The sequence below is a fragment of the Dakarella massiliensis genome (genome assembly GCF_001182045.1).
Taxonomy (GTDB): domain Bacteria; phylum Pseudomonadota; class Gammaproteobacteria; order Burkholderiales; family Burkholderiaceae_F; genus Mesosutterella; species Mesosutterella massiliensis.
In genome coordinates, this window is the sequence record NZ_CVTY01000005.1 from 66,885 (window position 1) to 80,081 (window position 13,197).

11 protein-coding genes and 4 tRNA genes are annotated in these 13,197 nt (G+C 57.3%); 2 read left to right on the plus strand and 13 right to left on the minus strand.

All coding sequences use genetic code 11. The features are described from left to right. Window positions 1-6 precede the first annotated feature (6 nt). From rpoB to BN1936_RS02050, 13 genes are all read right to left on the minus strand, one after another. Window positions 7-4,164 carry a DNA-directed RNA polymerase subunit beta gene (rpoB, locus tag BN1936_RS01990; protein ID WP_022442687.1) on the minus strand — a complete coding sequence of 1,386 codons (4,158 nt, stop codon included), beginning with the start codon at window positions 4,162-4,164 and terminating at the stop codon, window positions 7-9. A gap of 258 nt (window positions 4,165-4,422) precedes the next feature. Next, a complete protein-coding gene (gene rplL / locus BN1936_RS01995; protein ID WP_022442686.1) occupies window positions 4,423-4,797 on the minus strand; it encodes a 50S ribosomal protein L7/L12 in 375 nt (124 codons plus the stop codon). A gap of 52 nt (window positions 4,798-4,849) precedes the next feature. Beyond that, entirely contained in the window at window positions 4,850-5,380 is a 531-nt protein-coding gene (gene rplJ / locus BN1936_RS02000; RefSeq protein ID WP_049686532.1) for a 50S ribosomal protein L10, read from the minus strand. A gap of 314 nt (window positions 5,381-5,694) precedes the next feature. Beyond that, window positions 5,695-6,393: a 50S ribosomal protein L1 gene (rplA, locus tag BN1936_RS02005; protein WP_022442726.1), complete on the minus strand. Its 699-nt coding sequence runs from the start codon at window positions 6,391-6,393 to the stop codon at window positions 5,695-5,697. Continuing rightward, window positions 6,393-6,824, minus strand: a complete 432-nt coding sequence (gene rplK, locus BN1936_RS02010; RefSeq protein ID WP_022442727.1) for a 50S ribosomal protein L11 — start codon at window positions 6,822-6,824, stop codon at window positions 6,393-6,395. Before rplK ends, rplA begins: the two co-directional genes overlap by 1 nt. Before the next feature lie 124 nt (window positions 6,825-6,948). Further along, the gene (nusG, locus tag BN1936_RS02015; RefSeq protein ID WP_022442728.1) at window positions 6,949-7,536 is read right to left on the minus strand and encodes a transcription termination/antitermination protein NusG; all 588 of its coding nucleotides are present in this window, start codon (window positions 7,534-7,536) and stop codon (window positions 6,949-6,951) included. Window positions 7,537-7,562: 26 nt separating this feature from the next. Next, entirely contained in the window at window positions 7,563-7,949 is a 387-nt protein-coding gene (secE, locus tag BN1936_RS02020; protein WP_022442729.1) for a preprotein translocase subunit SecE, read from the minus strand. Window positions 7,950-8,039: 90 nt separating this feature from the next. After that, window positions 8,040-8,115 (minus strand) — tRNA-Trp (locus tag BN1936_RS02025). 42 nt (window positions 8,116-8,157) lie between these two features. Then, window positions 8,158-9,351: an elongation factor Tu gene (gene tuf / locus BN1936_RS02030; RefSeq protein WP_049686531.1), complete on the minus strand. Its 1,194-nt coding sequence runs from the start codon at window positions 9,349-9,351 to the stop codon at window positions 8,158-8,160. Window positions 9,352-9,408: 57 nt separating this feature from the next. After that, a tRNA-Thr gene (locus BN1936_RS02035) sits at window positions 9,409-9,483 on the minus strand. 8 nt (window positions 9,484-9,491) lie between these two features. Beyond that, a tRNA-Gly gene (locus BN1936_RS02040) sits at window positions 9,492-9,565 on the minus strand. Window positions 9,566-9,626: 61 nt separating this feature from the next. Continuing rightward, a tRNA-Tyr gene (locus BN1936_RS02045) sits at window positions 9,627-9,712 on the minus strand. 94 nt (window positions 9,713-9,806) lie between these two features. After that, window positions 9,807-10,196 carry a hypothetical protein gene (locus tag BN1936_RS02050; protein WP_022444235.1) on the minus strand — a complete coding sequence of 130 codons (390 nt, stop codon included), beginning with the start codon at window positions 10,194-10,196 and terminating at the stop codon, window positions 9,807-9,809. 282 nt (window positions 10,197-10,478) lie between these two features. Here BN1936_RS02050 and folE2 point away from each other — a divergent pair, with 282 nt between their 5' ends. Together folE2 and argS are read left to right on the plus strand one after the other, a co-directional pair. Then, window positions 10,479-11,291, plus strand: coding sequence for a GTP cyclohydrolase FolE2 (folE2, locus tag BN1936_RS02055; protein WP_049686533.1), 813 nt, complete (start codon window positions 10,479-10,481; stop codon window positions 11,289-11,291). A gap of 141 nt (window positions 11,292-11,432) precedes the next feature. After that, a complete protein-coding gene (argS, locus tag BN1936_RS02060; RefSeq protein ID WP_049686534.1) occupies window positions 11,433-13,163 on the plus strand; it encodes an arginine--tRNA ligase in 1,731 nt (576 codons plus the stop codon). Window positions 13,164-13,197: the final 34 nt, after the last annotated feature.

Sequence of the window (13,197 nt, forward strand, 5' to 3'; positions counted from 1 at the left end):
CCGTCCTTAATTTTTCTCGTAGTCAATGTCGATGCCGAGCGAGCGGATTTCGCGCACCAGAACATTGAAGGATTCCGGAATACCGGCATCAATCGACAGATCGCCCTTGACAATGTTTTCGTACATCTTCGTACGGCCGTTAACGTCGTCGGACTTCACCGTCAGCATTTCCTGCAGCGTGTAGGCTGCGCCGTAAGCTTCAAGAGCCCAGACTTCCATTTCGCCGAAACGCTGTCCGCCGAACTGAGCCTTACCGCCGAGCGGCTGCTGGGTCACGAGGGAGTACGGACCGGTGGAGCGGGCGTGCATCTTGTCGTCAACCAGGTGATGCAGCTTCAGGTAGTGCATGTAGCCAACCGTCACCGGGCAGGTAAACGCGTCACCCGTGCGGCCGTCGTACAGCGTGGCCTGTTCACGGTTCGGCGTGAGCTGGAGGCGCTTCACTTCGGAATCCGGGAATGCCATCTCCAGCATCTGCTTGATCTGCTCTTCGCTTGCACCGTCGAACACCGGCGTCGCGAACGGAATGCCGTGCTTGATACGGTTCACCATGGCGATCACTTCGTCATCGGTGAGGCTCGCGATGTCTTCCTTCTTGCCGGTCATGTTGTAGACCTTCTCCAGGAAGGCGCGGATTTCCTTCACCTGCTTGCCGCGTTCGCTGTCGAGCAGTTCCTGCAGACGCCAGCCGAGGCCCTTGGCCGCCCATCCGAGATGGACTTCCAGCACCTGGCCGATGTTCATACGGGACGGCACGCCGAGCGGGTTCAGCACGATGTCCATCGGACGGCCGTCAGCCATGTACGGCATATCCTCAACCGGGTTCACCTTGGAGACCACACCCTTGTTACCGTGACGGCCTGCCATCTTGTCGCCAGGCTGCAGGCGGCGGCGTTCGGCGATGTAAACCTTCACCATCTTCAGCACGCCCGGGGGCAGTTCGTCGCCGCGGGTGAGCTTGTCCTTCTTCAGGTTGTAGGCTTCGGCGAATTCCTTCACCTTGTTCTCCAGAGCCTTCTTCGTGAGGTCGATCAGCTTCTGATCATCCTCAGTCTCCATCACGATGGAGAAGAGCTGCTGGTAGTTCAGGCCTTCGAGGTATTCGGTGGTCAGAACCGAGCCGGCACCCAGGCCGTTCGGGGCCGTGAGAACCTTCTTGCCGGTGATCTGACGGCGGAGACGGGCGCAGGCGTCAGTCTCAACAATACGGCGTTCGTCGTCCAGATCTCGCTGGTAGCGCTTCAGTTCGTCTTCAATAATCGACTTCGCGCGGGAATCGCGTTCCACGCCTTCACGGGTGAAGACCTGAACGTCAATCACGGTGCCGGACATGCCGGACGGAACGCGCAGCGACGTATCCTTCACGTCGGAGGCCTTCTCACCGAAGATCACGCGCAGCAGCTTCTCTTCCGGCGTGAGCTGGGTTTCGCCCTTCGGCGTCACCTTGCCGACCAGCACGTCGCCGGCCTCAACTTCAGCACCGATAAACACAATGCCGGCGTCGTCGAGACGGTTCAGCTGCTGCTCAGGCAGATTCGAAATATCGCGCGTGATTTCTTCCGCGCCGAGCTTCGTATCACGGGCAACGACAGAGAGTTCCTCGATGTGGATCGAGGTGTAGCGGTCATCAGCCACGACCTTCTCGGAGATCAGCACCGAGTCTTCGTAGTTGTAGCCGTTCCACGGCATGAAGGCGATCAGCATGTTCTGGCCGAGAGCGAGTTCGCCCTGATCGGTCGAAGCGCCGTCAGCCAGCACGTCACCCTTCGCCACATGGTCGCCGATCATCACGATCGGACGCTGATTGATCGTCGTGGACTGGTTGGAGCGGGTGAACTTCTGCAGGTTGTAAATATCAACACCCACTTCACCGGCAACGCTTTCCTCGTCGTTCACACGAATAACGACACGGTTAGCGTCAACATAGTCGACGATACCGCCGCGGCGGGCCTGGACAGCCGTCTTGGAGTCCTCAGCAACAGTGCGTTCCATGCCGGTGCCGACGAACGGATACTCCGGACGGAGGCAGGGCACGGCCTGACGCTGCATATTCGCGCCCATCAGGGCTCGGTTCGCGTCGTCATGCTCCAGGAACGGAATCATGGAAGCGGCCACAGACACGATCTGCGACGGGGCAACGTCCATGTACTGAATGTCAGCCGGACGGGCCAGAACGAATTCACCCTTCTCGTGGCAAGACACGAGTTCCTGCGTGAGGCGGTTGTTTTCATCCAGATCAGCGTTCGCCTGGGCGATGATGTACTTGCCTTCCTCAATAGCGGAAAGGTAGTCAATCGTGCTGGTCGCGACACCGTCAACCACGCGGCGATACGGCGTCTCAAGGAAGCCGTAGTCGTTCAGGCGGGCGTAAATAGCGAGCGAGTTGATCAGACCGATGTTCGGACCTTCAGGGGTCTCAATCGGGCAGACACGGCCGTAGTGCGTCGGATGCACGTCTCGCACTTCGAAGCCGGCGCGCTCACGGGTCAGACCGCCCGGGCCAAGGGCCGAAATACGGCGCTTATGCGTGATTTCGGACAGCGGGTTCGTCTGGTCCATGAACTGCGAGAGCTGGCTGGAGCCAAAGAACTCGCGGATCGAGGCAGAAATCGGCTTGCTGTTGATCAGGTCCTGCGGTGTGAGATTGTCGCTCTCAGCCTGGCCGAGGCGTTCACGCACGGCGCGCTCAACGCGGGCGAGGCCGGCACGGAACTGGTTTTCAGCCAGTTCGCCGACGCAGCGGACGCGGCGGTTGCCGAGGTGGTCAATATCATCAACGCCATTCACCGGAACGGTACGCTGGACGCCGTTATCGTCAGTCATGACGACATCGTCCTGGCCGTTGCGCAGCGCGACGAGCAGCATCATCGTGTCAACGATGTCTTCCGCGGTCAGCGTGGCAGCGCCGGTCATATCGGACTTGCCGAAGCGGGCATTGATCTTCATGCGGCCGACACGGGACAGATCGTACGTATCGGTCGAGAAGAACAGGCGTTCAAACAGGGATTCGACAGCTTCTTCGGTCGGCGGTTCACCCGGGCGCATCATGCGGTAGATCGCGATGCGGGCGGCGAGCTTATCGGCCGTTTCATCAAGACGCAGAGTCTCGGAAATGTAAGCGCCGTGGTCGAGTTCGTTCGTGTAGAGCGTCTCGATATCCGTGATGTTGGCGGCACGCAGCTTCTCAAGCAGCTTCTCGTCGATCAGGGCGTTGGCGGCAGCGATCTGCTCACCGGTTTCCTCATCATAGATGTCCTTCGCGAGCACACGGTCAATCAGGTAATCGTCCGGAACGGGGATTTCCTTGATGCCGGCCTGATTGATCAGGCGAACGTGACGGGCATTCACGCGCTTGTCGCCCGGGACGATGATCTTGCCGTCCTTGTCGACGATGTTGAAGCCGAGAGAGTCACCCTTCAGGCGCTCAGGAATGAGCGACAGACGAGCACCTTCCGCGGACAGCGTGAAGTGATCGAACTCGAAGAAGCGGGCGAGAATCTGCATTGGGGTCATACCCAGAGCCTTCAGCAGAATCGTGCCGGGCATCTTGCGGCGGCGGTCAATACGGAAGAAGAGAATATCCTTCGCATCGAACTCGAAGTCGAGCCAGGAGCCGCGGTAAGGAATCACTCGGGCAGAGAACAGCAGCTTGCCGGAGGAGTGAGTCTTGCCCTTGTCATTTTCAAAGAAAATACCAGGGGAGCGGTGCAGCTGGGAGACGATAACTCGCTCAGAGCCGTTGATGATGAAAGAGCCCTTCTCAGTCATGAGAGGGATCTCGCCCATGTAGACTTCATTCTCCCGAACTTCTTTTACAGTCGTCGGGGCGTCACGGTCATAGATCTCGAGCTGGATCTTGGCACGAAGGCGGCAGGAGTAGCTCAGACCACGGAGCTGACACTCTGCAACATCAAACTCTGGCTTAGCCAGGTCATAACTAACAAAACGAAGGCGGGCCAGCCCATTGTGGCTGGAAACCGGGAAGATAGAGGTAAAGGCGGCCTGAAGACCGATATCTTTGCGGGCATTCGGCTTAACATCAGCCTGCAGGAAATCTGCATAAGACCGCAACTGAATATCCAACAGGGGGGGCACTGCGAGGACGCTCGGACGATTGGCGAAGCTTTTCCGGATGCGCTTCTTTTCAGTGAACGAGTACGACATGGACACTCCGTTCGACGCGAGTCAGGGAAGAAAACCCTGCTCCAGAGAAGAAAAAGCAAGAGACGGCAAAAGCCGCTTGGATACAACAGATTATCCCAGCGGCACAATCCTAGACTTTAGTTAGGACCCAACTCTCACTCATTTAGGGAAGACTTTGAAAGAAATTCGCAAGGGCAAATTCTTTTCAAAATCGACACTAGCGATTTTATCCGGTTCGGAGGAACTCCGAACCGGATAATTCAAGCATTCAAAAAAGAATTACTTGAGGTCGACCTTAGCACCGGTCTCTTCGAGCTTCTTCTTCAGCTCTTCGGCTTCAGCCTTGGCAACGGCGGTCTTAACAGCCTTCGGGGCGGCTTCGACCAGATCCTTGGCTTCCTTCAGGCCCAGGCCCGTGATTTCACGGACGACCTTGATCACCTTGATCTTGTTCGCGCCAACGTCGGACAGAACGACGTCGAACTCGGACTTGGCTTCAGCAGCCGGGGCGGCAGCGCCAGCAGCAGCGGCGACAGCAACCGGGGCGGCGGCGGAAACGCCGAACTTGTCTTCCATCAGCTTGATCAGCTCAGAGATCTCAAGGACGGACTTGGAGGCGATCGCCTCGAGGATTTCTTCGTTAGAGAGTGCCATTTGAAATGACTCCGTATACGTTGTGTATGGTTAAATTTAAAAAACTACAGGATTAGGCAGCAGCCTGTTCCTTCGAATCTCGAACTGCAGCGACGGTGCGCACAAGACGCGCCGGAACTTCGTTGAGGGTACGCACGAACTTAGCGATCGGCTCGTTCATCGTGGCCATCAACTTAGCAATCAGTTCGTCGCGGCTCGGCATCGTGGAGAGGGCCTCGATGGCGGCAAGGTCAAGAGCCTTACCATCCATGACGCCGCCCTTGATGGCGAACGCTTCGTTCTTCTTAGCAAAGTTGAAGAGCACCTTGGCGAGGGCAACCGGATCGGCAGAGAAGCCGTAAACCAGCGGGCCGGTAAAGCTATCGGCAGCGCAGGCAAACGGAGTCTCGGCGACGGCACGGCTCACCAGGGTATTCTTGGCAACACGCAACTTCACACCGTTCTGGCGAGCTTCCTTGCGCAGGGCGGTGATTGCTTCAACGCTCAGTCCACGGTAGTCGGCGAAAATCAGGGAAGTGCTTTCGGCAGCAAGTGCCTTCACTTCCTCGATCACAGCCGCTTTATCTTGACGATTAAGACCCATGGTCTGGCTCCACTCAGAGGTGCTAGTAACTAGCACCGGTTCTTTTATGACCGGCTCACCTCGAGAGAGAGGGGAACGAGCAGCCGCCGACATGGGCCTGCGGTACAACGTAATTCACTCTCTTCGGTTTTGCCGTCTACGTTGGATATCTTATTGCGCTGCCCGTTCGGGTCGGCGCTCTTAAGACTTTTAAAGCTCTCGCTTCCAGCGGTCTTTGACATTGGCCGTGCGCTGTGGCACGGCCACCAAAGCCCTTGGGGCCTCGCGGCCCCAGCACAGCGCCCCACTTTCGGGGAGCGCCATGATGAAACTTATTAGTTGGAAAGCGTGCTCAGATCCACGCGGGCACCGATGCCCATGGTGGAGGAGAGAGCAACCTTCTTCAGGTACACGCCCTTGGCGGCGGCAGGCTTAGCCTTGTTCAGGGCTTCAATAAGAGCCTTGAGGTTGGCTTCGAGGCGCGGGGTCTCGAAAGAAGCACGACCGATGGAGGCGTGAATGATACCGGCCTTGTCAGCACGGAACTGAACCTGACCAGCCTTGGCGTTCTTGACAGCTTCGGCGACGTTCGGGGTCACGGTGCCAACCTTCGGGTTCGGCATCAGGCCACGCGGGCCGAGGACCTGGCCGAGGCGGCCGACAACGCGCATCGCGTCCGGGGAGGCGATCACAACGTCGAAGTCCATGAAGCCAGCCTTCACCTTGTCGGCGAGGTCATCGAAACCGACGATGTCAGCACCGGCGGCCTTCGCTTCTTCAGCGCGGGCACCCTGGGTGAACACAGCAACACGAACAACCTTGCCAGTGCCTTCCGGCAGCACGCAGGCGCCACGGACGGTCTGGTCAGACTTCTTCGGATCGATACCGAGCTGAACGGCAACGTCGAAGGACTCATCAAACTTGGCAGAGGCGCAGCCCTTGACCAGGTCGATAGCTTCCTTCACATCGTAAAGCTTGCCGAGTTCAACTTTCGCACGGTTGGCAGCAACGCGCTTGGACAGTTTCTTAGCCATTACAGACCCTCCACCGTGATACCCATCGAGCGGGCGGAGCCGGCGATGGTGCGAACAGCCGCGTCGAGATCAGCAGCAGTCAGATCAGGCTCCTTGGCCTTGGCGATTTCTTCAGCCTGAGCGCGGGTAATCTTGCCGACCTTGTTGGTGTGCGGGCGAGCAGAACCCTTCTCAATCTTGGCAGCCTTCTTGATCAGGATCGTCGCCGGAGGAGTCTTCATGATGAACGTGAAGGACTTATCCGCGAAGGCGGTGATCACGACCGGAATCGGAAGACCCTTTTCCATGGACTGCGTGCGGGCATTGAAGGCCTTGCAGAATTCCATGATGTTCAGGCCACGCTGGCCGAGAGCCGGGCCGATAGGCGGCGCAGGATTAGCCTTACCGGCTGGCACTTGCAGCTTGATAAAGCCGATGATTTTCTTTGCCATAGTTATCCTCTTGGGTTCAGTCGCCCGACAGTCGGGCTCCCCACAGTGAAATCAAATAAGCCCTTTATTATAGCGAACCCACATTTTAAGTCCACTATTCAAAGGAGCATCTATTTGATATAAATTAAACTTTTTCTACTTCGTCAAAAGCCAGATCAACCGGAGTCTGGCGGCCGAAGATCGACACGAGAACCTTCAGACGGCTCTTGTCGTAGTTCACTTCATCAACACGGCCATTGAAGTCGGCAAAAGCGCCTTCCTTCACACGGACCGTTTCGCCGAGCTCGAAGAGCACCTTGGGCTTCGGCTTCTCCACGCCTTCCGCGACCGTGCCCTTGATGCGGGCAATATCGGATTCCGGAATGCGGGTCGGGCGATTGCCGCCCAGGAATTCCATAACACGGGGAGTGTTCTTGACCAGATGCCACGTATCATCATTCATGATCATCTGGATGAAGATGTATCCCGGATAGAGACGGCGCTCGGTCGTCACTTTACGACCGTTGCGGATATCCTCAACCTTCTCAGTCGGGAGAAGCACTTCACCGAACAGGTCCTTGTATTCCGAATGCGAGATCCGGTCAACCAGTGCGTTGTAAGCGCTCTTCTCCATGCTGGAATAAACATGAATGGTGTACCACTTCATGTTTCCGGCAGATGCATTTTCTTCAGCGTTACCCGCTTCGGTATTAGGCTTGGCTTCTTCCGTCATTTCGATCTCCGTCCCCCTGCTGCTGTTTAGATAAGCTTCAGAAGAACATCATAGAGTCCCCATTCGATGATCTTGTCAATCACGAAAAGGAACAATGCAATGATTACGACAAATCCCATCACAAGCCCGGTGCTCGTCAGGGTTTCGCGGCGAGTCGGCCAGACAACAAGGCGCAGCTCATCGTAAGAAGCGCGTCCATAGGCAATGAACCGCTTACCCGATGGGCTGAACCAGGCAATGGCGCAGCCAACCACAAGACCGGCGGCCAGGCAGGCGAGACGCACGCCCAGAGGCTGATCACTGAGGAAAGTGAAGGCAAGAACGCCTGCAACCGCCACTATGATGGCAATCGTGACGAGGACGAGATCGCGCCCCTTACTGGGCTCCTCAACCTGCTCTTTTGGTTTGCTCATTATTGGTTCTCTAACCCAACGGGGCGTTTCCCCGATAAACAACTAAGCCGCGGTCACTCAATTGATCGCGGCTTGGCTTTGTGTAACTGATGGCAGGGGCAGAAGGAATCGAACCCTCAACCTACGGTTTTGGAGACCGTCGCTCTGCCGATTGAGCTATACCCCTGCAACTGCAGACCCCTCGATAGAGGTCTGCAATTCTAGCAAATTACTCGATGATCTTGGCAACCACACCGGCACCAACCGTGTGACCACCTTCACGAATAGCGAAGCGCAGACCTTCTTCCATAGCGATCGGGGCGATCAGCGTCACGGTCATCGTGGTGTTGTCGCCAGGCATCACCATTTCAGTGCCTTCCGGCAGCTCGATCGTGCCAGTCACGTCCGTCGTACGGAAGTAGAACTGCGGACGATAGCCCTTGAAGAACGGGGTATGACGGCCGCCTTCTTCCTTCTTCAGAACGTACACCTGAGCAGCGAACTTGGTGTGCGGGGTGATCGTGCCGGGCTTGGCCACAACCTGGCCGCGCTCGACGTCTTCACGCTTCGTACCACGCAGCAGGCAGCCGATGTTGTCGCCAGCCTCGCCTTCGTCGAGGAGCTTGCGGAACATTTCAACGCCCGTGCAGGTCGTCTTCTGGGTCGGCTTGATACCGACGATTTCGATTTCATCGCCGACGTGGATGATGCCGCGTTCCACACGGCCGGTCACCACGGTGCCGCGGCCAGAGATGGAGAACACGTCTTCGATCGGCATCAGGAACGGCTTGTCGAGTTCACGGACGGGTTCCGGGAAGTAGGAATCCATCGTGTCGGCCAGCTTGAGGACGGACGGAACGCCGTACTCGGACTGATCGCCTTCGAGGGCGAGCTTGGCGGAACCGCGGATGACGGGGATGTCGTCGCCCGGGAACTTGTACTCGGTCAGCAGTTCGCGAACTTCCATCTCGACGAGTTCGAGCAGTTCGGGATCGTCAACCAGGTCGCACTTGTTCAGGTAAACGATGATGTTCGGCACGCCGACCTGACGGGCGAGCAGGATGTGCTCACGGGTCTGGGGCATCGGGCCGTCGGAAGCAGCCACCACCAGGATGGCACCGTCCATCTGAGCGGCACCCGTGATCATGTTCTTCACATAGTCAGCGTGCCCCGGGCAGTCAACGTGAGCGTAGTGACGCTTTTCGGTCTCGTACTCAACGTGAGCGGAGTTAATCGTAATACCACGGGACTTTTCTTCAGGAGCCGCGTCAATCTGATCATAGGCGAGAGCCGCGCCGCCGAACTTCTGGGCAAGGACGGTCGTCAGAGCGGCCGTCAGGGTGGTCTTGCCGTGGTCAACGTGACCAATCGTGCCCACGTTCACGTGGGGCTTGCTACGTACATACTTCTCTTTTTCTGCCATGGTGAACAGCTCCCGGACTTGGTAGATGCGGCTGATGAACATCAGCCAATAGAAAAATGGTGCCCGTGATGCGGATCGGACGCATGACCTCTCCCTTACCAAGGGAGTGCTCTACCACTGAGCCACACGGGCATAAATCTTGGAGCGGGTGAAGGGAATCGAACCCTCGTCGTAAGCTTGGAAGGCTTCTGCTCTACCATTGAGCTACACCCGCCCAACAGACGCGAGGTTTACCTCCCGCCCATACAAACTGGATTCTTCCCTTACCGAAAAATTGGTGGAGGGGGATGGATTCGAACCATCGTAGGCGTAAGCCAACAGATTTACAGTCTGCCCCTTTTAGCCACTCAGGCACCCCTCCGGGGAAGCGAGAATAGGATTATGCGAATAACAGAACAAAAAGTCAAGCGTCAGAGTTAAATTTCTTCTTTCTGATAAATAATCGTTTTCCCTAATCAGGAGTTTTTCCTGTTGTTATCGCTGCGATTTTCCCTGTCGATCTCTTCAATGACCACGGCGTCCTTCACCTCAAGGGTCGGATCACAGGCAATTGGTTCGGGAGCCGCGGGATTCGGCTCACGGGATTGGAAGGCTTCTTCGCTCCCTGGCATATTCCCGCTTTCGGGAATATCACTTCCCTCACGGTTTCCCGGCGACAGGAGCCCAGCCACCACGCGGAAGAGGAAGCCTGCGACAGCCACCGCGGCGAGGATCAGAACGATGGCTCCAACGATCGGAAGCAACAGAATGCCCAGTCCGACGAAAACCGCCAGACCGATCACCCAGGCTACCCAGCCGTACGGAGAGTTCCCGCCACCGCCATAGTAATAAAAGCGACCGCTCATTCTTTCTTTCCTTTCTGAATCTTTGCCATTTCATTTATTCTGCGACATTTCTTTAAGAAATAAAGAGGCTGTCTCTGTTTTTTCCCTTGTTTTGGTTACAATGTCTAATCTTTCGCACAACGAGAGTACTCAAGAAACCTTTGAGAGCTTCGGCGGGATCGACTTCCGACGGCATTAACTCCCCTCAGCCAAGCCGATCAGGACTACAAATCGAAACAGAAACGATGGAGTCTTCAAGCCCGCATCTGCCCTCCTTACTCTTCATTGGCAGAACATCTATTTATGAACGCAGATAATTCTCTTAATTGCGCGCTGCCCGACGTCCAGTCGAGCGCTGACGGCCGTCACATTCCGATTCAGCGTGTTGGCGTCAAGTCGGTTCGCGTGCCCGTTGTCGTCGCCTCGGTCGACGGCCCGCTCCACACGGTTGCTACAGTCAATATGTACGTGTCTCTCCCCGCCGGGCAGAAAGGCACCCATATGTCCCGCTTCTTCCGTCTGCTTGACGAGACCCGCGAGCCGCTCTGCAAGCCCGTTCTCGAAGATCTGATGGTCCGGATGCTGAAGACGCTTGACGCCGTCTCCGGTCAGATTGAGTTTGACTTCCCCTTCTTCGTGCGCAAATCAGCTCCGATCTCCAAGCAGTCGAGCCTGATGAGCTACGAAGCCGGTTTTACGGTGACGTGCGAGAACGGTGAGACCACGGTCCGCGAACGCGTCCTCACGCCGGTGACGAGCCTCTGCCCCTGCAGCAAGGAAATCTCCCGCTACGGTGCACACAATCAGCGCTCCCACATCACGATTGACGCTCTCTGCTCGGAAGCCATTCCGTTTGAGGAGCTGATCCGCTACTCTGAAAAGAACGGCTCCTGCGAGCTCTGGTCTCTTCTGAAGCGCGAGGACGAGAAGTTCGTCACGGAATACGCCTACGATCACGCCAAGTTCGTTGAGGATATCATCCGCGACGTCGCGACCGACCTCAATAAGGACGCCCGCATCGTCTCCTACGAACTCCAGGTGGAAAACTTCGAATCCATCCACAATCATTCCGCCTATGCGCTGATCAGCCACGACCGGCGCACCTCCGCAGTCTGACGCTGAGACTCGCGCACACGGATTTCCGGCCCGCCCGAACGGGGGGCCGGATCCCGCGAAAAACCCCGCACGTTTTACCCGCCCTCTCCGCACTCTGCGAAAATAGAGGGATTACTTAGAACAGTCCGTTTTCCTGCAAAAATGCTCGATCAACAAAAACAGGCCCTGATTGGCCTCTTCACCCGCGCCCTTACCGCTATCGGCGCAGGCTCCCTTCCCGTTACGCTGGAGCGCCCGAAACTCGCCGAACACGGCGACGTTGCCTGTACGGTCGCGCTGCAGTCCGCCAAGATTCTTCACAAGGCTCCCCGCCAGATCGCCGAGCAGCTCGTGTCCGTCATGAAGGCGGATCCTGAATTCAGCACGCTGCTCTCCTCTGCGGAAATCGCGGGTCCGGGCTTCATCAATCTGCGCCTTGCCAAGTCGGCTCAGCAGGAAATCGTGAAGACTGTTCTCCGTCAGGGTGAAGCTTTCGGCACCAATCAGTCGAAGGCCGGCCAGTCCGTCATTGTGGAATACGTTTCCGCCAATCCGACCGGCCCGCTGCATCTCGGCCACGCCCGCCAGGGTGCCCTCGGCGACGTGCTCTCGAAGATTCTCGCCACCCAGGGCTGGGCGGTCACGCGTGAGTACTACTACAACGACGCCGGCGCTCAGATCAACAATCTGACCGTCTCCGTTACGCTCCGCGGCAAGGAGCTCCTCGGCGAGCAGATCACTTTCCCGGAAAACGGCTACCACGGCGAATACATCACCGATATCGCGAAGGACTACATCGCGAAGCGTCCCGTGACGAGCTCCGGTGAAACGATCACTCCGGACGGCGATCTGAATAACAGCGCTCTCGTCCGCAAGTACGCCGTTGCTTATCTGCGCAACGAACAGGACGAGGACCTCAGGGCTCTCGGCGTTTCCTTCGATAACTACTATCTCGAAAGCTCGCTCTACTCGGACGGCTATGTTGAGGAAGCCGTGAACGCGATGATCCGCTCCGGCCACACCTATGAGAAGGACAACGCGCTCTGGCTCCGTACGACGGACTTCACGAAGGAAGACCTCGGCGGCCTGATCGACGACAAGGACCGCGTGATGAAGAAGCAGGACGGCTTCTACACGTACTTCGTGCCGGATGTCGCCTATCACCTCACGAAGTTCCGCCGCGGCTTCTCGCGCGCCATCAACATCCAGGGTTCTGATCACCACGGTACCCGAGCCCGCCTCCGCGCCGGTATTCAGGCCGCGGCGAAGGTTCTCGGTCTCGATGTGCCGAAGGTCTTCCCCGAGTGGCTCCTGCACAAGATGCTCCTCGTGATGAAGGATGGCCAGGAAGTGAAGATGAGCAAGCGCTCCGGCTCCTACATCACGCTGCGCGACCTGGTTGACTGGGTCGGCCGTGATGCCGCCCGTTACTTCCTCGTCTCCCGTAAGGCTGACGCTGAATTCGTTTTCGACGTGAACCTCGCTGTGTCGAAGAGCGACGAGAACCCGGTCTACTATCTGCAGTACGCTCATGCGCGCATCTGCTCGGTCTTCCGCCAGGCCTCTGAAAAGGGCTTTAAGATTCCGAGCACGGAAGAGATGCTTGCCATGGATCTCTCACAGCTGACTTCCGAAAAGGAAATCAGCCTGATGAATCATCTTGCGGATTACTCCGCAACGCTGACCGCCGCCTCTGAAGCCCTGACGCCCCATACGCTCTGCTTCTACCTGCGCGATCTCGCCGCGAGCTTCCACGCCTTCTATAACGAAGAGCACGTGCTGGTTGAGGACGAGGCCACCCGCAACAGCCGTCTCGCGCTGCTCGCCGCTGTGCGCCAGGTGCTCGGCAACGGTCTTGCTCTCCTCGGGGTCAGTGCCCCGAAGAGGATGTAACTTTTTGAAAATTCCCTTTTCTGGAAAAAGGAGT